Origin of the sequence: Novosphingobium sp. (assembly GCF_019748365.1) — a bacterium.
Taxonomy (GTDB): Bacteria; Pseudomonadota; Alphaproteobacteria; order Sphingomonadales; family Sphingomonadaceae; genus Novosphingobium.
On record NZ_JAIEPN010000176.1, the window covers coordinates 1 to 21,783 of the forward strand.

Below are 21,783 nucleotides of genomic sequence, written 5' to 3' on the forward strand. Positions count from 1 at the left end.
CAAGCGATAGGCGACGCCCGGCCCCTGCCGCGCCGCGCGGCCCGCGCGCTGCGCCGCCGAGGCCTGGCTCGCCCGCACCGTCACCAGCCGCGAGACGCCCGCCGCCTTGTCGAACTCCGACCGCCGCGAAAGCCCCGCATCGACCACGATCCGCACGCCGTCCAGGGTCAGCGAGGTCTCGGCAATGCTTGTTGCCAAGACCACGCGTCGCCGCCCTTGCGCATCACGCCGGATCGCCGCGCGCTGCCCTGCGGGCTCCACCTGCCCATGCAGCGGCAGCACCAGCGCCTTGGGCAGCCGCTCCGCCAGCAGGTCCGCACAGCGTTCGATCTGCGCCACGCCGGGCAGAAAGGCCAGAATATCGCCTTCCTCCTCACCCCAAGCCTGCGCCACCGCGCTCGCCACCGCCTGTTCGGGCTTCAGATCGGGCCGCGATCCCAGCCAGCGGATCACCAGCGGATGCGCCTTGCCTTCGCTCTCCACCACCGGGCAATCGCCCATGAGCCGCGCAAACCGCGCCCCATCGAGCGTGGCGGACATCACCAAGAGCCGCAGATCATCGCGCAGCACGCCCTGCGCTTCGATGCTGAGCGCCAGCGCCAGATCGCTGCCCAGCCCGCGCTCGTGTGCTTCGTCAAACAGCACCGCCGAAACACCGCCAAGCTCCGGATCGGCCAGCAGCGCCGAGACGAAGATCGCCTCGGTCATCACCACGATCCGTGTACGCGGGCCGCGCTTGGCATCAAGCCGGGTGACATAGCCGACCGTCTCCCCCGCTTGCTCCCCCATCAGCTCTGCCATGCGCTCAGCCGCCGCGCGCGCCGCCACGCGCCGGGGGCTCAGCACGATCACCTGCCCCTTGCACCACGGCTCGCCGATCAGCGCAGGCGCCACCGCCGTCGTCTTGCCCGCCCCGGGCGGCGCAATCAGCACGGCGGAGGGGATGGCGCGCAGCGCGCCGAGCAACTGTGGCAAAACGGCATGGATCGGAAGGTCACTCACAGGCTTTGCCCTAAGCACCCTCTGCGGCCCCTGCAATCCATGCTAGGGCCGTGCCCATGAGGACCAGCATCGAAATTCTCGTCGCGCTCCTCACGAGCATTCTCGCCGGCGGCACGGTGATTGCGGTCCTGATCGCCGCCGCAGCTTTGCTGGCCGCCGGTGCGGTGTGGTGGCTCATCGGCAAACGCCCCGGCTAACCCATCCGCTCTTTTGCTAGCGCCCGCCCGCCTTGACCGGCCCGCGCCGCCACGCCACCCTGCGCTTCAAACCTTCCGGGAGAATTCCACGTCATGCAGCACCGCCGCCTCGGCACTTCCGCCATCGTCGTTTCCGATATCTGCATGGGGACGATGACCTTCGGCAGTCAGGCCGATGAAGCCACCGCCCTGCGCATCCTCGACATGAGCTACGATGCCGGCATCAATTTCTACGATACGGCGGAAGGCTACCCCGTCCCGCCCGACATCAAGTATGTCGGCCGCACCGAGGAAATCGTCGGCAAGTGGATGAAGACCAAGCCGCGCGATGCGATCATCATGGCAACAAAGGTCTCCGGCCCCAGCCACGTCTGGTTCAAGAGCCCCAAGCGCAACGGCATGACCGCGCTTGATCGGCACAACATCATCCGCGCGGTGGAAGACAGCCTCAAGAAGCTCGGCACCGATTACATCGATCTCTACCAGACCCACTGGCCCGATCACGATACCGCCTATGAAGAAACCATGGAGACGCTCGACGAGCTCGTCCGCGCCGGCAAGGTGCGCGTGCTCGGCTGCTCGAACGAGACATCGTGGGGCCTGATGAAGTCGATCGAGGCTGCCAAGGCCGTCGGCGCTGCGCGTTACCAGACGATCCAGAACAACTTCAGCCTCAACAACCGCCGCTTCGAGGATGAACTCGCGCAAGTCTGCCGCAAGGAAGGCGTCAGCCTCATCCCCTACTCGCCCATCGGCGGCGGTGTGCTCGCCTGCAAGTACAGCGGCGGCGCCCGGCCCGAAGGCGCGCGCTTTTCGAAGTACCTCGAAATGGGCGGCCGCCAGAGCGCGATGGCGCGCCGCTTCGTCAATGACAAGTCGATCGAATCCGCCGAACGCTTCGCCATGATCGCGCGCGAACACGGCCTCGACCCCGTCACTTTCGCGGTCGCCTGGTCCAAGCAGCACGATTTCGTCGCCTCGACCATCGTCGGCGTCACCACCGAGGAACAATGCGCCCCGATCTTCGCCGCCGCCGATCTGGTGCTGCCGGAAGAGGCAATGAAGGCCGTCAACGCGGTGAGCCGGGAGATCATGTACCCGATGGGGTGAGCTTCACCCCGCAATGACGAAACGTCTTGTCTTTGGCCTCAAAACCGCCGCGCCACCGCAAATTCCGCCGCCTCGGTCATCGCCGCCTTCGCAGCGCTCGCCGGGAAGGCCGCAATCGCGTCGATCGCGCGCTGCGCATAATAGCGTGCGCGCTCGCGCGTGGCGTTTACCGCCTCGTGCTTGCGAATCAGCGCAACCGCATGCGCCAGATCGGCATCGCTGTTGCGGTCGCCGGCAATTGCTTCCTGCCAGAAGGTGCGTTCCTCGGCCGAGCCGCGCGCATAGGCGAGGATCACCGGCAGCGTCATCTTGCCCTCGCGAAAGTCGTCGCCCTGGTCCTTGCCCATTTCGGACGCGTCCGAATCGTAGTCGATCGCATCGTCTGCCAGCTGGAACGCAATGCCGAGGTTGCGGCCATACGAATCGAGCGCGAGTTCATCCGCCTCGCTGCGCTCGGCCACCACGGCGGCGATGCGGCACGCGGCGGCGAACAGCGCTGCGGTCTTGGCGTTGATGATCGCGAGGTAGCGTTCCTCGGTCGTTTCCACCTGCCGCTGCGCGACCAGCTGGTCGACTTCGCCTTCCGCAATCACGGCAGAGGCGCCCGAAAGGATCTTGAGCACCTTGAGGCTGCCGTCCTCCACCATCAGCTCGAAGCTGCGGCTAAACAGGAAATCGCCGACGAGCACGGTGGCCGGATTGCCAAAGATGATGTTGGCCGCCTGCTTGCCGCGCCGCATGCCCGAGCCATCTACCACGTCGTCGTGCAGCAGGGTTGCGGTGTGAATGAACTCCACCGTCGCCGCCAGCTTGTAGTGGCGGCTGCCGCCATACCCCAGCAGCGAAGCACTCGCCAACGTGAGCATCGGGCGCATGCGCTTGCCGCCACCGGCGATGAGATGGCCAGCAAGCGCCGGGATCAGCGGGATGCGCGATTGCATCCGGCCGAGGATCACTTCGTTGACACTGTTCATGCCTTCGGCCACGAGCGCCATGAGCGGCTGCAGCGACGGCTCGGCGCGGCGGGGGATCGAGTGGATGGTTGCTGTCATTTCCCGCTCGCTTGGCCTGCCCACCGCCGCTTGGCAAGATACAAGTTGTGCCACAGTGGGCCTTGAGCCCCTCGCGGCGGGGCGGATGGACGGAGATTTGGGATGAGCGAAGACCCGGTGCTGGCAGGTTATCGCCAGTCCATCGACAATATCGACGCGGCGATGATCCACATTCTGGCCGAGCGATTCCGCATCACGCAGGCCGTCGGTGCCTACAAGGCGGCGCACCAGCTGCCCGCCAGCGACCCCGCGCGCGAGGAGCGCCAGATCGCCCGGCTGCGCGCGCTTGCGGTAGACGCCAAGCTCGATCCCGAATTCAGCGAGAAATTCCTGCGCTTCATCATCCAGGAAGTGATCCGCCACCACGAACAGGCGGCGGAAGCAAAAGCCTGACCATGCGCCTCGGTGCAGAGGGCTTCCTCCGAAACGCGTGGTACGTGGCCGACTGGGCCGATGCGATCACTTATGCGCTGACCCCGCGCGAGATTCTGAGCGAACGCGTGGTGCTGTTCCGCGCAGAGGATGGCACCCCGATTGCGCTTGAAGATGCCTGCCCGCACCGCAAGCTGCCGCTTTCGATGGGCCGGCGCGAGGGCGATACGCTGATCTGCGGCTACCATGGACTGACGTTCGACCGCAGCGGCGCCTGCATTGCCGCCCCTACCCAGAGCGCCCTGCCCAAGGCCTGTGCGCGCGCCTATCCGCTCGCCGAGCGCTATGGCCTCGTGTGGATCTGGATGGGCGATCCAGCCAAGGCGGATCCGGCGACGATTGTCGACATCCCGCAATGGGGCTCACCCGAATGGGGCTACAACCGCGGTCCGGTCATGCAGGTCGATTGCCACTACCTCTATGTGGTCGACAACCTGCTCGATCCCACCCACGTCACCTGGGTTCACCCCGGCTCCTTCGGCGATGCTTCCTGCGCCGCCGTCCCGATCGAGACCCTGTCGGCGCCCGATGGCGTGACCGCCGCGCGCTGGCTGATGGATACCGAGCCTGCGCCGTTCTACGCCAAGTTCCTGAAATTCGCCGGCCGCGCCGATCGCTACCAGCACTACGAGGTGCGCTATCCCTCGAACGCGGTGATCAAGGCGGTGTTCACCCCCGCTGGCAGCGGCGGAGCGGACTTGCCCCTCCACGCCGATGCCTTCTGCATGGACAGCTTCAATTTCCTCACCCCGGTGAACGCGCGCCAGACGCGCTATTTCTGGTTCCAGCTGAGGAACTTCGCGCCCGATGATGCGGCAGTGTCCGAAGAGTTCACGCAAGACGTGAAGCATGCCTTCGAGGAAGACCGCGTGATCCTGAACGCGGTGCAGATCGGCATGGACACCAGCCTCACGCCCTCCATCGATCTCAAGAACGACCTCGCCTCGTTCCGCTTCCGCCAGACGCTGGCGCGGAAGATCACAGCGGAAGGGTAGTCCAATCAGGCCGTAATCAGGAAATCGCTGAAAACCAGCGCCCCGGACAGCTGCGCCACTTGCACCGCTGCCGTCGCCCCGGTTCCGTCCGCATCATACCACAGCACCCCGGTCGTGGTGTTGTAGATGAACCGGTCCGTCGCATCGTGCGCCGCATTGACCCCCGCGCCCGACCAGAACGCATCGACGCTCATCGCGCCCGTCGCGGCAAAGCCGGTGAAGACCGCGCGGCTGAACGAGAGCTTGTCGGCGCCGGACGTGAAGTCCTGCAGCGTGTCGAAATTGGTCGCCGCATTCGGTGCTGCATTGAACACGAAGATATCCGTTCCGGTGCCGCCATTCAGCGTGTCGTTGCCCGTGCCGCCGATCAGCGTATCGTTGCCGATCCCGCCCAGCAGCGTGTCGTCACCAAGCCCGCCGCTCAGCGTGTCATTGCCGTCGAGCCCCGAGAGCACGTTGTTGCCGGTGTTGCCGGTCAGCACGTTGGCAAGCGTGTTGCCGGTGCCGTCGATCGCGGCGCTGCCGGACAGGGTCAGGTTCTCGACATTGAGCGCCAGCGTCCAGCTCAGCGATGCCGTCACCAGATCGGTCCCGCCGCCTGACGCCTCGGTCGTCACATCGAGCGCATTGTCGACCACATAGCTGTCGTTGCCGCTGCCGCCGATCAGCGTGTCCGCGCCGAGGCCGCCATTCAGCAGATCGTTGCCGCTGTTGCCGGTGATCACGTTGGCAAGCGCATTGCCGATGCCGGTGTGCGAGACGTTATTGGTGAAGGTCAGCCGTTCGATATTCGCGCCCAGCGTATAGCTGGCGAGCGTGGTCTGCACCGTGTCAGTGCCCTCGCCCGCCAACTCGGTCACCACATCGCCCGCCACATCGACGACATAGATATCATCGCCCAGCCCACCGATCAGGGTGTCGATCCCCGCGCCGCCATTGAGCGTGTCGTTGCCGCCAAGGCCGGTCAGCACATTGGCGCCGCTGTTGCCCGTCAGCACGTTGGCCTCGTTGGTGCCCGTGCCATTGATCGCGGCGGTCCCCGAAAGCGTCAGGTTCTCGATATTGGCCGCCAGCGTCCAGCTGAGCGAGGCGGTGACGAGGTCGGTCCCTTGCGCCGCGAGTTCGGTGGTCACATCGCCCGCATTGTCGACCAAATAGCTGTCGTTGCCCGCGCCGCCGATCAGCGTGTCCGCCGCTGCACCGCCATCGAGCACATCGCTGCCGCTGTTGCCGGTGATCACGTTGGCAAGCGCATTGCCGATGCCGGTGTGCGAGGAGTTGTTGGTGAAGGTCAGCCGTTCGACATTCGCGGCCATGGTATAGCTGCCGAGCGTGGTCTGCACCGTGTCGGTGCCTTCACCGGCAAGTTCGGTCACCACATCGCCCGCGGCATCGACGACATAGATGTCATCGCCAAGGCCGCCGATCAGCGTGTCGTTGCCCGCTCCGCCGTTGAGCGTATCGTTGCCGCCAAACCCGGTCAGCACATTGGCGCCGCTGTTGCCGGTCAGCACGTTGGCATCGGTATTGCCGGTGCCATTGATCGCCGCCGTGCCGGAAAGCGTCAGGTTCTCGATGTTGGCGGCCAGCGTATAGCTCACCGCAGCCGTCACCAGATCCGTGCCTTGCCCGGCAAATTCGGTCACCACGTCTCCGCTGTTGTCCACCACATAGCTGTCGTTGCCGAAGCCGCCGATCAGCGTATCCGTCCCCGCGCCGCCGTTCAGCGTATCGTTGCCCGCATTGCCGGTGATCACATTGTTCAGCGCATTGCCGGTGCCGCTGTGCGCCGAAGAATTGGTGAAGGTCAGGTTCTCGACATTGGCCGCAAGCGTATAGCTCGACAGCGTGGTCCGCACGAGATCGGTGCCCTCGCCCGCCAGCTCGGTCACCACATCGCTGCTCGAATCGACCACAAAGGTGTCATCGCCCAGTCCGCCGATCATCGTATCGCTGCCCGATCCGCCGTTCAGCGTGTCGTTGCCGCCCAGCCCGGTCAGCACGTTGTTCGCGCCGTTGCCGGTGATCACGTTGGCGTCGTTGGTGCCCGTGCCGTTGATCACCGCACTGCCCGAAAGCGTGAGGTTCTCGAAGTTGGCGCCCAGTGTCCAGCTGATCGAGGCGGTGACGAGATCGGTGCCCTGCGCAGCCAGTTCGGTCACGACATCGCCGATGTTGTCGACGACGTAGCTGTCATCCCCCAGCCCGCCGACCATGGTGTCCGCGCCGGCGCCGCCATTCAGCGTATCGTTGCCGCCGAGGCCGGTGAGTACGTTGGCCGCGCCATTGCCGTTCAGCACGTTGGCGTCACCATTGCCGGTGCCGTTGATCGCGGATGAGCCGGAAAGCGTCAGGTTCTCGACATTGGCGGCCAGCGTCCAGGAAATCGAGGCAGAAACGCGGTCGGTCCCCTCGCCCGCCGCTTCGGTGGTCACGTCGCCTGCATTGTCCACGGAATAGGCATCGTCGCCCTGCCCGCCGATCATGGTGTCCGCACCCGCGTTGCCGTTCAGCGTGTCGTTGCCGCCAAGGCCCGTGAGCACGTTGGCCGCGCCATTGCCGGTCAGCACGTTGGCTTCGTTGGTCCCGGTGCCATTGATCGCGGCCGAACCCGAAAGCGAGAGATTCTCGACATTGGTCGCCAGCGTCCAGCTGATCGAGGAAACGACCGTATCGGTCCCCTCGCCCACGGCCTCGATGGTCGTGTCGCCCAGGTTGTCGACAGTGTAGGTATCGTTCCCCAGCCGGCCGACCATGCGGTCCGCGCCGGTCCCGCCATTGAGGCTGTCCGCGCCGCCGCCACCGGTCAGCACGTTGTTCAGCGAATTGCCGTTGCCGGTATGGGCAATGTTGTTGGTGAAAGTCAGGTTCTCGACGTTGTTGCCCAGCGTGTAGCTTGCCAGCGTCGTCTGCACCGTGTCGGTGCCCTGTCCGGCAAGCTCGGTCACCACATCGCCCGCCGCGTCGACGACATAGACGTCATCACCCAGCCCGCCGACCATAGTATCGTTGCCGGTGCCGCCATCGAGCAGGTCATTGCCGCCGAGGCCCGTCAACGTGTCGTTGCTGGCAAGGCCGACGAGGTGGTCATCGCCGGTGGTACCGGTGAGCGCATCGATCGCATCGGTGCCGGTGATCACGTTGTAGGCGCCGTAGCTGAACCTCTGCGCCTTGATGCTGGTCCCGTCGGCATCGCCGCCAAGGCCGCTGCTGTCACCCCACGCAATGACAAAGCCATCGCCCGTCACGCTGGTGATGACCGGGCGCTCCTGATAGTCCGCCGTCGACGTATTGATAAGCATTTCGGCGCCCAGCCTGGTGCCGTCGCCATTGAAAACCTGCGCCTTGATGTCGCTGTCGGTGGGGCTCGTGAAATGCTGCCACGTCACCACGAAGCCGCCGTTGGGCAGGCTGGCGATCGAGGGGAAGTCGCGCTCGCCTGCGGTCGTGTCGCTCACCACCAGCGAAGTGCCCACCTTGGCCCCGGCCGCGCTGAACACTTGCGCGCGGATCAGCGTATCGGGCTCGCCGCTCGCCGGTTTCGAATCCTGCCACGCCACCACGAAGCCGCCCGTCGCGAGGCCCGTCACCACCGGCAGCGCCTGATCGCTCTGCACTTCGGCATCGACCGCAATCTCGCCACCGATTTTCGCGCCCGCCGCGCTGAAGAGCTGCGCCTTCATCACCGTGCCGGCCGCAGTGCCGTCCATCCACGTCACGACATAGCCGCCGCCCGCAAGGCTGGTCACCATCGGCTGGGTCTGGTCGCCGCTCGTCTGGGTGTTCACGCGCACCGCGCTGCCCACCGGTGCGCCTGCCGCGCTGTAGAGCTGCGACAGGATCCCCGCACCGCTCGCATCACCGGCAGTGCCGGCATAGTCCTGCCAGGTCACCACGAAGCCGCCGCCGGAAAGGCCGGTGGTCGTGGGGTTGTGGTTGCCGGGCAGGTTGTTGCCGCCCTGCTGCGTCCAGGTCGTGCTATTGACGAGGAATGCCGGCGTCACCACCGCTCCGCTTGCGTCGTAGACCTGCGCCTTGATCTTGTAGTCTGACTGGACGCCCGCTTCGGTCCAGGCCACCACGAACCCGCCGTTCGCAAGGCTCGTCACCGTCGGGAACGACTGGTCGGTCGCCGCGCCGCTCGCCACTGCGAACTCGGCGCCCACCTTGGTGCCTGCTGCGCTGTAGAGCTGCGCCTTGGCCACGCCGAGGCCACTCACATCCGAATAGTCGGTCCAGGTCGCCACGAAGCCGCCACCGGAAAGCCCGGTGATCGAGGGCATTTCCTGAAAGCCCGCAACCGTGGTGTTGACCAGAAATTCGCCGCCGACCTTGACGATTTCAACCATTCCGCGTCCCCGCATGCACCCCGCCAAGGCCGTCGCCGCAACAACTCTGCGCGCGCGGCCTGGCGGATGCCGTTCAATCCGTTGCGAGGCGGGTTAGCGGATAAGGGTTAAATTTCCCTGCAGCAGCAAGCCGACGGCAGAGCCCGAACAGGGCCGGAGAATGCCCGGAAATGCGCCAATCCGGGCGCGGCCACCCCCATCGACAGCTCGGCAGACATGCTTTCCGGCAAAATCCGGGATTCTACCTAGATGGCACCAGCAAGCTATGCGGATAGCGAAGTGGTGGCGGTTTCATCGGATCGGATTGCCATTGGCGCGGTGGACCCTTTCGCTATTTGTAGCCGATGATCCGCAGCCCTTCGGCAGACACCTCGAGGGGAAACTGCCCCAGAGACTCCAGCAGGAGGCCAATAGCCTCAAAATCCTGCCGGACCTCCCTCGGCGGAACACCGCGTGCGCCGCGCTCTTCGTGAAACAGGGATGGGATCAGTATCCATTCTATGGACCTGAGTTCGATTGGTCCAAGCGCAAACGTGTCGATCCAGGGGTGCGGAGGCCACATTGCCAAATCGCCCGGCCACTTCATCTGGCTCACGTGCTGGCGATCGATGAACTTGGCCACGATGCGCTTCGGGCTCAGTCCGGCTTCGTCCACCGCCGAAAAGAGCTTGCGCCACTTGGTGTCTGACATGAGCGCATGGGAATAGCGGGCGCGAGCCAAACGCCCAAGCCGTTCCAGATCCTGTCGTGAGTGGACGGTCATGCCTGACGGTCTCACACACGCCGATCATCCGCAACCGGGGAACGCGGCGCGGCGGGCTGAACAAACGTCAATGTCGGCGAATTGGCCAGTGCATCCAACGCAATCCGCGCGCCCGCCGGTGGGCGGCACGCTCAGTCGCCCAGCGGCACACCCGGCAGCTGCTTGGCGGTGCGGATCGTCAGCGAGGTCTTCACGCTCGCCACATTGGGCGCGGGCGTCAGCTTGCTGGTGAGGAATTCCTGAAAGCTCTGCAGATCGCGGCTGACGATCTTCAGAATGAAATCGATCTCGCCGTTCAGCATGTGGCACTCGCGCACTTCGGGCAGGGTGCGCATGTGCTCTTCGAACTGGCGGAGCGATTCCTCGGCCTGGCTCTTCAGGCTCACCAGCGCGAAGACGGTGATGGCAAAGCCCAGCTTCGAGGGGTCGAGTTCGGCATGATAGCCGCGGATCACGCCGGCTTCCTCCAGCGCGCGCACCCGCCGCAGGCAGGGCGGCGCAGTCAGGCCGACGCGCTGCGCCAGCTCGACATTGGTCACTCGCCCTTCATCCTGCAATTCGGCGAGGAGACGCCGATCGATCCCGTCGAGAGTTGCCATGGTTCTCTGTTTATCCTGCGTGCGCTCGGAGGCATTGTGTTCGGATCAATTGGTTAACGCCGCCCTTTGTCAAAACCGCATAATAGACTGCATGAAAGGGGCTGTCCGGCCAATCTTGGTAACTTTCCACACCTTGTGCGGCTGCTGCCGATAATTTTGTTGTTTAATATCGCAATCGTCCCACAATGCAACGCAATCAACAGGCCCCTTCCCGCCCACCCGCATTTTGTTAGGGTCCCGGTAACCACCACGGGCGCGCCTGCGCGCGTCGCCTGCTGCTCGGAGAACGCATGATTGTTGACGATCGCCTCGAAACCGTGCTGCGCACCGTCGCGGCCGGGCCGGGTGCGGCCGCGACGCAAATGCGCCAGTTGCTGGACCTTCTCGGCCGCACCCCGGTCGAACGCTGGACCGAGCAGCATATCGGCGCGCTGACCCGGCTTGATTCGATCGCCGCGATGCTGGGCGAACCCGCGAGTGCATCCCTTATTGCCGCAGCAGGCCTGCGTTCACCAATCCTTGTCGAACATTTTGCCGAAGCCGGTCCCAAAGTGGCACTGGCCGCGATAACCTCGGCCCGCCTTACGGAGCGGGAATGGCTGCGGCTGATCCCCGATCTGCCGGTGCAGGCGCGCGGCTTCCTGCGCCACCGCCGCGATCTCGGGCCCGAGGTGGAAAGGTTACTGGCGCGCTTCGGGATCACCGATTTCGCGCTGCCGCTTCCGCCCGGTTTCGCCCAGCAGCGGGAACCTGCGGCGCGCATCGTGCCGCTGCCGCAAATCGCTGCCGTACCCCCCGCCAGCGAGCCGGCTTTCTCCCCGCCCGCGGCCGAGGGTATCGGCGCTATCATCGCCCGCATCGAAGCCTTCCGCCGGGCGCGGGACCTGCCGGCCGGTGCTCAGGCCGAAGGCGCCGCCCCTCAGGCCATTGCCCAGAGCCGCCTGCCCTTTGTGGACGAGCCGCCCCCGGCGCCGCCCGCCGTCATCGCGATCGACATCGCGCTCGATGCCGATGGCACGGTCACCGCCGCGAGCTCGCACCTCGCCAGCGCGCTGGTCGGGTTGCGGCCCTTCGCCGCCGATCCCGATGCGCCGGTCGCCTGCGATCCCGCCACACTCGGCGCGGCACGGGCGCGGCTCCCCGTGATCGGCGGACGGCTGGAACTCGAAGGGCCCGGTCCGATCGAAGGGGCCTGGCGCATCGATGCTGTTCCCGCTTTCGTGCCCGATAGCGGGCACTTCCTCGGCTGGAATGCCCGCCTGCGCCGCCCACCCGCGCCGTCCCTCGCGGCCATGCCCGCGGCTGCCGAGGATGCGGCGCAGCGCAGCACCGATCGGCTTCGGCAAATGCTGCATGAACTGCGCACGCCGATCAATGCGATTCAGGGCTTTGCCGAACTGATCCAGCAGCAGCTGCTCGGCCCCACGCCGCACCAGTACCGCAGCCTCGCCGCCGGTATCGCGTCCGATGCAGCGCGCATGCTGGCGGGGTTCGAGGATGTGGAGCGGCTCGCCCTGCTCGAAACCGCCCCTGCGGGCGTGCCCGCCGAAGCCGAGACGGACCTTACCGCCCTCCTTACCCGGCTGATCGCCCAGCTCGAACCCCTGCTCGCCCCGCGCGAGGCCGTGCTGACGCACGATCTCCCCGATGGCCCGCTGCCCGTCGCGGTGCTGCCAGACGAGCTCGAACGCACGCTCTGGCGCCTGCTGTCGCTGATCGCGAGCGCTGCGACGCCGGGTGAGCGCATACACCTGTCCCTCAGCGTAGGCGCCGGCCCGCAGGGCTTTGCCGTCCGCCTCAGGCTCCCGTTTCCCGCCTCGCTGGTAGCATCGAGCGAGGGCGCACCGCTCGTCGCAGACAGTCTCGCCAGCCCCGGCGGTATGCTCGGCAGCAGCTTTGCGCTGCGCTTGTGCGGGGCGGAGCTGCGCGCAGCAGGTGGCCTTATGGTGCGCGATGGGGCAAGCGTGGATGTCACTCTCCCGCTCTTGACCACCGCACGTCATGCACCTAGCCAAAAAGGCGTAGTCGGCAGCGAGGCCGGCTAGGGGGACCTTGGCAGGCGTGGCTCAGCCGAACATTCTCGACGTTCCGGGTGCATGGCAGCACGTGCGCTTTGCGCCCGCTTTCGGCCAGCGCTTCATCGTCACCGTCGATACCGAAGAGGAATTCGACTGGACGCAGCCGCTCGGGCGCACCGGCCACGGGCTCAGCCATGTCCCGCGCCTCGCCCGTTTCCAGCAGTTCTGCGAAGGCATGGGCGTCGCCCCGGTCTATCTGATCGATTATCCGATCGCGACCGATCCCGCCGCGGTCGAAGCGCTGGGCGATGCCGTCGCCGCCGGCCGGGCCGAGATCGGCGTCCAGCTCCATCCCTGGGTCAACCCGCCGCATGACGAGGACGTCACTGTCTTCAACAGCTATGCCGGCAATCTGGCGCCGGAGCTGGAAGCGGCGAAGTTCAACACGTTGCGAGACACGATCGAGAGTGCCTTCGGCAAGGCTCCGCTGATCTACCGCGCCGGCCGTTATGGCGTCGGCCCGGCCAGCGCCAGTATCCTATCGCAGGCCGGGCTCGCGATCGATACCTCGGTCCGCGCCCGCTTCGATTACAGTTCCACTGGCGGCCCCAACTTCTCCGAGCACCCCGTCAGGCCGTGGTGGATCGACAAGCCCGGCGGCCTCATGGAGTTGCCGCTCACCACGGTGTTCTGGGGCATGCTGCGCCAGCAGGGTCCGATGCTCTATCCCATGCTGTGGCGCACGCCCAAGCTGCGCGGCCTGCTCGCCCGGATGGCGATGCTTGAACGCATCCCGCTGACCCCGGAAGGGGTCAGCATCGAGGAAGCGATCAAGGGCATCGATATCGCGATTGACGATGGCCTGCCGGTCCTGGTGTTTTCCTTCCACAGCCCTTCGCTGCGCCCCGGCCTCACACCCTACGTGCGGGATGCAAGCGGCCTCGACCAGCTCTACGACTGGTGGCGCGCGGTTTTCGCCTATCTCAAGCAACGCCAGATCCGGCCCGCCAGCGTGGCCGATATCCTCGCCGCGGTGGAGGTTTGAGCCGCGCTTGCCAATCGCCCGGCAGCGCATTAACCGGACGATCAAGGTGGGCCTGTAGCTCAGCGGTTAGAGCTGGCCGCTCATAACGGCTAGGTCGCGGGTTCGAATCCTGCCGGGCCCACCAACTATCCCCGCAGCCCCGTCAGCGCCGCCGCAGCGATGGCCGGGCTCTCCAGGCTCGCCACCGGCCACGCGCAGTAATCCGCCGCATAATAGGCGCTCGGGCGGTGGTTGCCCGAAATCCCCACGCCTCCGAACGGCGCCGAGGATGCGGCGCCATTTGTCGGCCGGTTCCAGTTGACCACACCCGCGCGGCTGGCCGCCCAGAACCGGCGATAGAGCGCTTCGTCCCCGCCGATCAGGCTTGCTGCAAGGCCGAAGCGGGTGGCGTTCGCCGCTGCCATCGCCGCCTCGAAATCGGGCACGCGGATCACCTGCAGCACCGGGCCGAAGATTTCCTCGTCCGGCACCGCAAGCCCGGTCACATCGATCATCGCCGGTGACAGCAGCGGCGTGCCCTCGCGCAGGCGCAGCAGCGGGCGGATCACCTTTCCGCCCATCGCCACCAGCGCCTCCCACGCCTTCTCGACCCGCGCTGCGGCGTTCATGTCGACCACCGGGCCCATGAACGGCACCGGCTCGTCAAACGGCCCGCCGACGATGATGCGGTCCGCCATGGCCACCACCGCGCTGATCAGCGCACCGCCATCCGGCCCCACGATCAGCCGCCGCGCGCAAGTGCAGCGCTGGCCCGCCGAAAGGAAGCCCGATTGCACCACAAGCGAGGCCGCCGCTTCCACGTCGCCTTCCGCAATATCCCACGCAACCAGCGGATTGTTGCCGCCCGTCTCGATCGCGAGTATCCGGTCGGGCCTTGCGGCAAAGGCCTGATGCAGCGCCAGACCGGTGTTCGAGGACCCGGTGAAGAGCAGCCCGTCAAGCTCCGGATGCGCCGCCAGCGCCCGCCCGGTATCGGCGCGGCCCTGCGTTACCATCAGCACGCCTTCGGGAAGGCCCGCCTCGGCCCAGAGCCCTGCCATGTAGGCACCCGAAGCCGGGGTCAGTTCGGACGGCTTGAACACCACCGCGTTGCCCGCCAGCAGCGCCGGCACGATGTGGCCGTTGGGCAGGTGGGCGGGAAAATTGTAGGGGCCCAGCACCGCCAGCACGCCGTGCGGCTTGTGGCGCAGCGCCTGCGGCACGCCGGCCGCCTCGCCAAAGCGCTCGCCCGCCCGCTCGGCCTGCGCGGTGATCGAAATGGCGACCTTGGCGGCCACCGTGCCCACTTCGGTGCGGGCTTCCCACAGCGGTTTGCCGGTCTCGCGCGCAATCACGCGGGCAAAGTCCTCGGCATGTGCTTTCACCACTTCGGCATAGCGCTCGGCAATCGCTATGCGCTCGGCCAGCGGCCGCAGCGCCCAGTCTCCCTGCGCCGCACGGGCCGCCATCACCGCCACATCGACGTCCGCGTCCTCGCCCTGCCACAGCACATCGCCGGTCATGGGGTCAGTGGAAGTCCAGGTGGTCATGCTCGCTCCTCTTGGCTCGGGGCTCGGTATTACCCGCTAGCCAATTGGGCGCGCGCCACCTGAAGGTCAACCACCGGGGCTCAATCCTCGGCGGCGACTTTGCCTTTGCCCGGACTGCCCGCGTGGTGACGGACAACCCAGCGCCCGTCCGCGCTCTTCTCGAGTTCCCTGCGGCAGTACTTGCACGGGCCAATCTTGAGATGCCCTTCATAACGCACGGAACGCCGCGATGGAGAATGCCTGCCAACAAGGCACCGCAGCCGCTTTATCAGTTCTGCCATACGCCGCACCGCCCCCTCATCCGCCGCTCAGCCCCCGGGCGAAACTGTTATCAACTATGCCAGTCCTACGTAGAAATACAAATGCTCTGCGTCGCGATTCCGGAGCGGGGGATTTTCGATTGCGCCTTGCCGCACCGCCACTGCATGCTCTAGGGCGGGGCCAGTCGGGGAGTAGCGCAGCCTGGTAGCGCATCTGCTTTGGGAGCAGAGGGTCGCAGGTTCGAATCCTGTCTCCCCGACCAAACTCCCGCCCCCGCACGCCCTTATCCGCACGAACGCCGGTCCAATGCGGCGAATCCCGGCAGGCTGCGCGGCCAGCCCACGCGCTTGACTTGCCTGGCGCCCTGCCCAATAAACCGGATAATTATCGGATCATCGGGGAATGGCATGGCGGCGCAGCAGGAACCAACCGGCCCCGCACCCACCCGCATGTCGCTCGGCGCCTGCCTGCTGATCGGCGCGACCGGGCTCCTCGTGCTTGGTGTCCAGCCCCTGCTCTATGGCGGCTATGTGCATGAAGGGCGGATTGCCGAAGCCAGCCTTGGCCTGCTCGCCGCCATTGAAATCGCCGCCATTGCGCTCGGCAGTGCGGGCGGCATCGCACTGCTCGCCCGCATGCCGGCCCGGGCAGTGGCGCTGATCGGCATCGCCATCACCATCGCGGCAAACCTGCTGCCCGCCGCAATCCCGCTGCTGGTGGTTCGCGCCGTATCCGGTGCGGGCGGCGGCCTGCTCGTCGGCGTGGCGGCGGGTGCGATTGCACGGGCGAAGGGTCTCAACGCCGCCGCCGCCGCCTTCCTGTTCCTTCAGGCCGCGAGCCAGTATGCCATCCTGCAGTGGTTCGCGAGCGCCGCTGCGCCCGGCTCGGCGGCCGATGTCCAGCATGCGCTTGCGGTCATCGCCGCGCTCACTGCACTGGCACTGCCGCTCGTGCCGACCCGGCTCACCCCCGCATCCCATGCCGAAAACGCCGCGAGCAAGAGCGCCATTCCGCTGTCCGGCTGGATCGGGCTTGGCGCGTCGGCCCTTCTCGTGGGCGCGGTTGTGGGGATCTGGGCCTACATGGGCCTCTGGCTCGAAGCGCGCGGCATCGCGGCTGATCGCATCGCGCCGATGCTCACCGCGTCGATGGTGGGGCAGATGGCCGGCGCACTCGTCGCGATAGCAGTCGGAGAGCGGGGCCATGCCGGGCTAAAGTCCGTGGTCACCGGTCTCGCTCTCATCCTCATCGTCGCCTTGCTGTTTCTGCGCGGCGCGGAAGGCCCTGTCGGCTGGGGCCTCGTCGTCGGGTACGGGTTCGTATGGATGGTCCTCACCCCCGCGCTCACCGGTTTTCTGCTGGAAGCCGATCCCACTCGCCGCAGCCTGCCCTTTGCCGCCTCGGCGCAATTGATGGGCGCAGCGATCCTGCCAACCGCCGCCGGCATGATCATCGAGGCTGAGGGCATCGATACCGTGTTGCTCACGTGTTCAGCCGCGGTCGTGCTGGGCCTCGTGCTGATCGGCGCAGCGCTCGCCGCACGCCCCCGACTTCAGGCGGGGACGTAAGGCTCCACCGGTAGCCCCTCGTACCGCGCCTTCAGTTGCAGGCCGAGGTACTGAGAGTAACTGCGTGCCATCGCGAGATTTCCGGCCATGAACCACAGCCCGGGTTCGGGCGTCGGCTTCCACAGGTTCTTCATCTCGCCTTCCCACGGCCCGGGGTCGCCCGGGAAGCCGGAGCCATAACCCCAGGTCTTGCCGATGCGCTCGGCCACTTCGGGATTGATCAGCCGCGCGACCCACTGCTTCATGTCGCCGAAGCCGGTTGCATAGATGATCCGGTCGGCGCGCTCGTGGCTGCCATCTGAAAGGACCAGCCCGTCCTCGACGATCCGCTCGATGGTGACGCCCGAACGCACCTTGATCCGCCCGTCCGCGACCATTTCCGAGGCGCCGACATCGACGTAATAACCCGACGACGTGCGCTGGAACTTCATTGCGATGCCGGTGCCGTCGGGCCCGAAATCGACCTGGAATCCGGCATCGGTCAGCCGCTGGTAAAACGGCGCTTCCGATACCCGCAGCGCATCCCACGTCGCCTTGTTGACCTTCTCGGCAAGGCGCATTGGCACTGAAGCGCTGAGCAGGTCCGCCTTGTCGGTGACAAGCCCGGAATCATAGGCCTGCTGCGAATAGGCGCCCGCGAGGAGCGTTTCCATGTTCGATTGCCGCACGATCAGCGTCGAGGAGCGCTGGATCATCACCGGCTCGGCCCCGTGGCTCACAAGATCGGCGCAGATATCATGCGCGGAATTGTTCGCGCCGACGACGATCACGCGCTGGCCCTCCAGCCCCTCGCCGCCCGGATGCGCGCTCGAATGGCACTGGTGGCCCTTGAACGTGTCCTGCCCCGGAAACTCGGGCGTGATCGGGAAGCCCGCATTGCCCACCGCCATCACCAGATGTTCCGGTACCAGCGTCACCGGCTTGCCATCGCGCACCAGTTCGACGCGCCACTTGCCTGAGGCCGGATCGCGCGAAATGCCCTTGCATTCGGTGCTGGTCCAGATCCCCAGTTCCATGATCCCGGCGTAGTATTCCAGCCAGTCGCCCATCTTCTGCTTGGGCGTGTAGACCGGCCAGTGATCGGGGAACGGCACGTAGGGCATGTGGTCGTACCATACCGGATCGTGCAGCAGCAGCGACTTGTAGCGCGAGCGCCACTGATCCCCCACGCGCGGGTACTTGTCGACGAGCAGGCACGGCACGCCCAGCATCTTGAGCCGCGCGCCGAGCGCAAGGCCGCCCTGCCCGGCGCCGATGATCAGCACATAGGGCGGATTGCTCTCGCTCCACGCTTCCACGTCGTCGTGGCGGACGTCTTCCCAGGTGCGCTGCCCGGTCTCGTCCACCACGCCCGAAGCGCGCCGTCCGCGCAGTGGCTCTTCAAAGCCCTTCAGTTCCTTGAGCGCGGTCAGCAGCGTGAAGCCCTTCTCGCCCATCAGCCGCAGATAGCCCTCGCCGCGGCCCTGCGCCGTCTCGAACGTGATGAAGCCCTCGCTCGCACCTTCTGCCGCTTCGCTGGCAAAATGGCCGATGCCGGAACCTGCGGCCCGCGCGTTCGCAAAAGCCGTTATCGCGTCCGTCCCTTCATGCGTCGCCAGCGTCCAGCCCAGCGCCAGATAGTCACGCCACAGGCCATCGGGCAGGAACAGGCCCGCCACCGCCGCGCCGTCACCGGCGCTGAGCGCCGCGCCGAACTTCTCAAGCCAGCCATGTACGTCAAGCATCAGAAACTGCCGCCTTTTCCTGTTCCGTCGCGCCGATCAGAAATGCGCGACCAATTGGACCCCGAAGGTACGCGGATCGTTGTAGTTGATCTGGTCCTGCGTGATCACTGGCGCAATTGAGGAGATGTAGCGAACGCTGTTGAGGTTCTTCACCCATAGCGCCACCTCCCACACCTTCGATGGCGCCTGATAGGCCAGCCGCGCGTTGATGCGTCCGTTGCCCTTCACCTCGGTGCTCGGCGCATTGTCCGGGAACAGCGCGATCGAGGACACGTAAGTGCCGTCCACCCGCGCCTTGATCGCCGCGCCGCTGGCCAGCGGGATCGTCCAGTTTACCCCGCCCGAGAATGCGAACTTCGGTGCATTGACCAGCCGGTTGCCCGAATAGCTCACCCCGCCCAGCGCGGCGAACTTCTTGTATTCGCTGTGCATGAAGGTCGCCGCGCCGAACAGGTCGAGGTTCCGCGTCGGCCGCACCGTCAGCTCGGCCTCGAGGCCATAGATCTCCGCATTGCCCGCATTCAGCTTGCGCTGCACCGGGATCGGGCCGGTGAGATCGAACACGAAGACCTGCAGATCGCGGTAATCATAGTAGAACGCCGAAGTGTTGAAGCGCACCTTGCGATCGAGGAACTCGGTCTTCAAACCCACTTCGTAGGCGTAGAGCTTCTCCGAATTGAACGGCACCAGCTGCAGCGGATCAGTCGAGGCGCCGCCCGCGAAGCCACCGCTATTGTAGCCCTTCGAGAACGAGGCATAGACCAGCGTATCGCCCGTCTTGTAATTGAGCGCCGCGCGCCACGAGAGGTCGCGGAAGGTCTTGGCGCCCTTGAAATCGAGCAGCGGCAGCGTGACGTCCGAATAGGCCTTCACCGGCACAACGCCGCCCACGGCATCGAACAGGCTGCGGTAATCCATGCTGATCCGGTCGTTCGACCAGCGCAGCCCGGCGGTGAACGTAAGCTTCTCGGTCAGCTTGTAATCGGCCTGCCCGAACAGCGCGAAGCTGCGCGTGAGCTGCGTATAGGGATAGCGCAGCAGGCCGAGCGAATTGACCGGATCGAACGTGCCGAGCAGGTCATTGGGATCGCGCAAGCTGCGCAGCAGGTCGAAGCTGCTGTCCGTCGCCAGCGTGTCGTGGAAATAGTAGCCGCCCACGATCCAGCCCAGCTTGCGGTCACCCGTCGACTGCAGCCGCAACTCCTGGCTCCACTGGCGCGGACGGTCCTCGTAATAGGCGACCACGAAGTCGTTGGGGCTGGCGTCGGTATCCTCAAGCGTCGCGCGGTTGACCTTCTCGTAGGCGGTGATCGAAGTCAGCTGCACCCCGCCGAAATCGATCTGGCCCATGAGCGACGCACCGAACACGCCGATGCGTTCCTTGCCCTCGACGTTGTAGTCCCCCGCATAAACGTTGTTGTCGGTATCGGCATAACCGAAGGCATCGGTCGGAAAGCCATTGAGCAAGGGCAGCGTCTCGCCGCCAAAACCGACGCCCGAACCGCGGTGCTGGAACTGCCGCGCCCCGCCGGTGTTGTTGCCGCCATGGACCGAAAGCCGCAGCAGCACGTTCGGCGCAGGCGTGAAGTCCGCGATCCCGCGCAGCGCCCAGAGGTTGATGTTGTTGACCTTGTTGCCCGTCACCCGGTTCAGGGTCGTCCCGTCACGCCGGTTGTAGAAGCCCGCCACGCGCACCTTGAGCAGGTCCTTCACGATCGGCCCGCCGATCCCGCCTTCGAGCTGCACTTCGTTGAAGCGGCCATAAAGCGCGGAGAAATCGCCACTCAGTTCGTCGGTCGGCTTGCGGCTGGAAAAGCGGATGGCGCCTGCCGTGGTGTTGCGTCCGTAAAGCGTGCCCTGCGGGCCCTTCAGCACTTCGATCCCGCCCGAATCGAACACGTTGAACAGCTTGCCTGCGTTGGCGCCGATGAACACGTCGTCGACATAGACGCCCACCGCGCCCGTCGTGTTCGAATTGAAGTCGCCAATGCCCACGCCCCGGATGAACAGCGATGTGGTCGAAGCCGCCGTGCCCGCCTGCATCGAAAGGCTCGGCACCAGCAAGGTCAGATCGCGCGGATCGCGGATGCCGGTTTCTGTCAGTGCATCCCCGCTGATCGCAGCAATCGCGATCGGCACGTCCTGCACGTTCTGCGCGCGGCGCTGCGCGGTGACGACAATCTCGGCGATACCGTCGCTCTTGGTGGGCGGGGCGGCCTCTTCCGCCAGCGCCGGAGTCGCGACGATCAGCGCGCTCCCCGCCAGAAGCATCCCGAGGCACCGGTTCCGATTGGCTGTCCGCATAATGTTTCCCCCGCTTCGGCCCTGCCTCGCTAAGGCGCGGGCCCTGATCCCCACGCCGCAAAGCTTCCCGCAATCGCCGGCAGGGTCAAGCCAAATCTGACATTAATTCGGATTTTTATCTGAAACCGGGTTGAACCATGAGGAATGCGTGCTAGCCTGCGAACATGGTAACCATCCTGCCCCGGCCTGCCGATACGATCCGCCGCCCGCGCCAGAAGCGCAGCCAGCAGCGGTTCGAGGCGATCCTCGATTCCGCCGACCGGTTGCTCGAAACGCTCGAGCCTGCGCAGATCAGTATCTACACCCTCGCCGAGGAAGCGGGCCTGTCCGCCCCCTCGATCTACCATTTCTTTCCCGATGCAGGGCAGGTCTTCGTGGCGCTCGCCGAACGCTACGTGGGCGAGTTTGCCGACCTGCTCGACAAGCCGCTGCCCGCTGGCATCACCACCTGGCAGCACTATATGGCCGTTCGTTACGCCCATGGCCGCGAGCATTACAACGCGCACGGCGCCGCCCGCCGCCTCCTGCTCGGCTCCGGTCTTTCCGCCTCGATCCGCGCCCGCGATCTGGAAAACGACAGCGTGCTGGCGGAGCGCAGCATGGCTGAATTCTGCCAGCTGTTCGATATCGCCCCCAGCATCGAACTGGTCGAGCGGTTCACCGAACTGCTCGTGATCAACGATGCGATCTGGACGCTTTCGGTCCACCGCCACGGCACGATCACCGATGCCTACGAGGAACAGGCCCGCCTCGCGCGCGAGGCCTACTGCCGCACCTTCCTGCCCGAACACCTGCCGCTGCGCGCTGCAGCGGAGCAAGCCGCCTGAACGCGAAA

General features: G+C 65.9%; 16 protein-coding genes and 2 tRNA genes. 10 read left to right on the top strand and 8 right to left on the bottom strand.

What is annotated here, in order from left to right:
- The coding region (locus K5Q19_RS18970; RefSeq protein WP_292948442.1) for a helicase-related protein at positions 1–1,002 on the bottom strand (1,002 nt) is incomplete at its 3' end.
- 56 nt (positions 1,003–1,058) lie between these two features.
- Here K5Q19_RS18970 and K5Q19_RS18975 point away from each other — a divergent pair.
- Both K5Q19_RS18975 and K5Q19_RS18980 read left to right on the top strand, forming a co-directional pair.
- A complete protein-coding gene (locus K5Q19_RS18975; RefSeq protein ID WP_292948443.1) occupies positions 1,059–1,199 on the top strand; it encodes a hypothetical protein in 141 nt (46 codons plus the stop codon).
- Between the two features lie 93 nt (positions 1,200–1,292).
- Complete coding sequence (locus tag K5Q19_RS18980) at positions 1,293–2,309, top strand: aldo/keto reductase (RefSeq protein WP_292948444.1); 1,017 nt, start codon at positions 1,293–1,295, stop codon at positions 2,307–2,309.
- Positions 2,310–2,347: 38 nt separating this feature from the next.
- On the opposite strand, the gene K5Q19_RS18985 is transcribed toward K5Q19_RS18980, so the two are convergent.
- Positions 2,348–3,361, bottom strand: coding sequence for a polyprenyl synthetase family protein (locus K5Q19_RS18985; protein WP_292948445.1), 1,014 nt, complete (start codon positions 3,359–3,361; stop codon positions 2,348–2,350).
- Positions 3,362–3,463: 102 nt separating this feature from the next.
- Here K5Q19_RS18985 and K5Q19_RS18990 point away from each other — a divergent pair, with 102 nt between their 5' ends.
- Together K5Q19_RS18990 and K5Q19_RS18995 are read left to right on the top strand one after the other, a co-directional pair.
- Positions 3,464–3,754 carry a chorismate mutase gene (locus tag K5Q19_RS18990; RefSeq protein ID WP_292948446.1) on the top strand — a complete coding sequence of 97 codons (291 nt, stop codon included), beginning with the start codon at positions 3,464–3,466 and terminating at the stop codon, positions 3,752–3,754.
- A 2-nt stretch (positions 3,755–3,756) separates the two neighbouring features.
- The gene (locus K5Q19_RS18995; protein WP_292948447.1) at positions 3,757–4,788 is read left to right on the top strand and encodes an aromatic ring-hydroxylating dioxygenase subunit alpha; all 1,032 of its coding nucleotides are present in this window, start codon (positions 3,757–3,759) and stop codon (positions 4,786–4,788) included.
- Positions 4,789–4,793: 5 nt separating this feature from the next.
- Here the strand turns inward: K5Q19_RS18995 and K5Q19_RS19000 are convergent, their stop codons facing one another.
- The 3 genes from K5Q19_RS19000 to K5Q19_RS19010 all read right to left on the bottom strand — a co-directional run bounded on the left by K5Q19_RS19000 (position 4,794) and on the right by K5Q19_RS19010 (position 10,499).
- Complete coding sequence (locus tag K5Q19_RS19000) at positions 4,794–9,137, bottom strand: calcium-binding protein (protein ID WP_292948448.1); 4,344 nt, start codon at positions 9,135–9,137, stop codon at positions 4,794–4,796.
- A gap of 331 nt (positions 9,138–9,468) precedes the next feature.
- Entirely contained in the window at positions 9,469–9,900 is a 432-nt protein-coding gene (locus K5Q19_RS19005) for a DUF6678 family protein (protein ID WP_292948449.1), read from the bottom strand.
- Between the two features lie 131 nt (positions 9,901–10,031).
- A complete protein-coding gene (locus tag K5Q19_RS19010; protein ID WP_292948450.1) occupies positions 10,032–10,499 on the bottom strand; it encodes an Lrp/AsnC family transcriptional regulator in 468 nt (155 codons plus the stop codon).
- 290 nt (positions 10,500–10,789) lie between these two features.
- Here K5Q19_RS19010 and K5Q19_RS19015 point away from each other — a divergent pair, with 290 nt between their 5' ends.
- The 3 genes from K5Q19_RS19015 (at position 10,790) to K5Q19_RS19025 (ending at position 13,686) form a co-directional block, all read left to right on the top strand.
- Positions 10,790–12,544 (top strand): histidine kinase dimerization/phospho-acceptor domain-containing protein, encoded by a 1,755-nt coding sequence (locus K5Q19_RS19015; protein ID WP_292948451.1) that lies wholly within the window; start codon positions 10,790–10,792, stop codon positions 12,542–12,544.
- 16 nt (positions 12,545–12,560) lie between these two features.
- The gene (locus tag K5Q19_RS19020; RefSeq protein WP_292948452.1) at positions 12,561–13,562 is read left to right on the top strand and encodes a polysaccharide deacetylase family protein; all 1,002 of its coding nucleotides are present in this window, start codon (positions 12,561–12,563) and stop codon (positions 13,560–13,562) included.
- Positions 13,563–13,610: 48 nt separating this feature from the next.
- A tRNA-Ile gene (locus K5Q19_RS19025) sits at positions 13,611–13,686 on the top strand.
- A gap of 1 nt (position 13,687) precedes the next feature.
- Here the strand turns inward: K5Q19_RS19025 and astD are convergent.
- The gene (gene astD, locus K5Q19_RS19030) at positions 13,688–15,091 is read right to left on the bottom strand and encodes a succinylglutamate-semialdehyde dehydrogenase (protein ID WP_292948453.1); all 1,404 of its coding nucleotides are present in this window, start codon (positions 15,089–15,091) and stop codon (positions 13,688–13,690) included.
- A gap of 446 nt (positions 15,092–15,537) precedes the next feature.
- Here astD and K5Q19_RS19035 point away from each other — a divergent pair.
- Positions 15,538–15,614, top strand: a tRNA-Pro gene (locus K5Q19_RS19035).
- A 145-nt stretch (positions 15,615–15,759) separates the two neighbouring features.
- On the top strand, positions 15,760–16,920 hold the full coding sequence (locus K5Q19_RS19040) for a hypothetical protein (RefSeq protein WP_292948455.1): 1,161 nt from the start codon (positions 15,760–15,762) through the stop codon (positions 16,918–16,920).
- On the opposite strand, the gene K5Q19_RS19045 is transcribed toward K5Q19_RS19040, so the two are convergent.
- Positions 16,905–18,644, bottom strand: coding sequence for an NAD(P)/FAD-dependent oxidoreductase (locus tag K5Q19_RS19045; protein ID WP_292948456.1), 1,740 nt, complete (start codon positions 18,642–18,644; stop codon positions 16,905–16,907). The two genes, K5Q19_RS19040 and K5Q19_RS19045, sit on opposite strands and share 16 nt — an antisense overlap.
- Before the next feature lie 36 nt (positions 18,645–18,680).
- Entirely contained in the window at positions 18,681–20,948 is a 2,268-nt protein-coding gene (locus tag K5Q19_RS19050; RefSeq protein ID WP_292948458.1) for a TonB-dependent receptor, read from the bottom strand.
- Positions 20,949–21,112: 164 nt separating this feature from the next.
- On the opposite strand from K5Q19_RS19050, the gene K5Q19_RS19055 reads away from it, so the two are divergent.
- The gene (locus K5Q19_RS19055) at positions 21,113–21,775 is read left to right on the top strand and encodes a TetR/AcrR family transcriptional regulator (protein WP_292948459.1); all 663 of its coding nucleotides are present in this window, start codon (positions 21,113–21,115) and stop codon (positions 21,773–21,775) included.
- Positions 21,776–21,783: the final 8 nt, after the last annotated feature.

Excerpts from the sequence above, each read along its gene's own strand:
- K5Q19_RS18975 (WP_292948443.1), top strand. The coding sequence starts at position 1,059 with ATGAGGACCAGCATCGAAATTCTCGTCGCGCTCCTCACGAGCATTCTC.
- K5Q19_RS18980 (WP_292948444.1), top strand. The coding sequence starts at position 1,293 with ATGCAGCACCGCCGCCTCGGCACTTCCGCCATCGTCGTTTCCGATATC.
- K5Q19_RS18985 (WP_292948445.1), bottom strand. The coding sequence starts at position 3,361 with ATGACAGCAACCATCCACTCGATCCCCCGCCGCGCCGAGCCGTCGCTG.
- K5Q19_RS18990 (WP_292948446.1), top strand. The coding sequence starts at position 3,464 with ATGAGCGAAGACCCGGTGCTGGCAGGTTATCGCCAGTCCATCGACAAT.
- K5Q19_RS18995 (WP_292948447.1), top strand. The coding sequence starts at position 3,757 with ATGCGCCTCGGTGCAGAGGGCTTCCTCCGAAACGCGTGGTACGTGGCC.
- K5Q19_RS19000 (WP_292948448.1), bottom strand. The coding sequence starts at position 9,137 with ATGGTTGAAATCGTCAAGGTCGGCGGCGAATTTCTGGTCAACACCACG.
- K5Q19_RS19005 (WP_292948449.1), bottom strand. The coding sequence starts at position 9,900 with ATGACCGTCCACTCACGACAGGATCTGGAACGGCTTGGGCGTTTGGCT.
- K5Q19_RS19010 (WP_292948450.1), bottom strand. The coding sequence starts at position 10,499 with ATGGCAACTCTCGACGGGATCGATCGGCGTCTCCTCGCCGAATTGCAG.
- K5Q19_RS19015 (WP_292948451.1), top strand. The coding sequence starts at position 10,790 with ATGATTGTTGACGATCGCCTCGAAACCGTGCTGCGCACCGTCGCGGCC.
- astD (WP_292948453.1), bottom strand. The coding sequence starts at position 15,091 with ATGACCACCTGGACTTCCACTGACCCCATGACCGGCGATGTGCTGTGG.
- K5Q19_RS19040 (WP_292948455.1), top strand. The coding sequence starts at position 15,760 with ATGGCGGCGCAGCAGGAACCAACCGGCCCCGCACCCACCCGCATGTCG.
- K5Q19_RS19045 (WP_292948456.1), bottom strand. The coding sequence starts at position 18,644 with ATGCTTGACGTACATGGCTGGCTTGAGAAGTTCGGCGCGGCGCTCAGC.
- K5Q19_RS19050 (WP_292948458.1), bottom strand. The coding sequence starts at position 20,948 with ATGCGGACAGCCAATCGGAACCGGTGCCTCGGGATGCTTCTGGCGGGG.
- K5Q19_RS19055 (WP_292948459.1), top strand. The coding sequence starts at position 21,113 with ATGGTAACCATCCTGCCCCGGCCTGCCGATACGATCCGCCGCCCGCGC.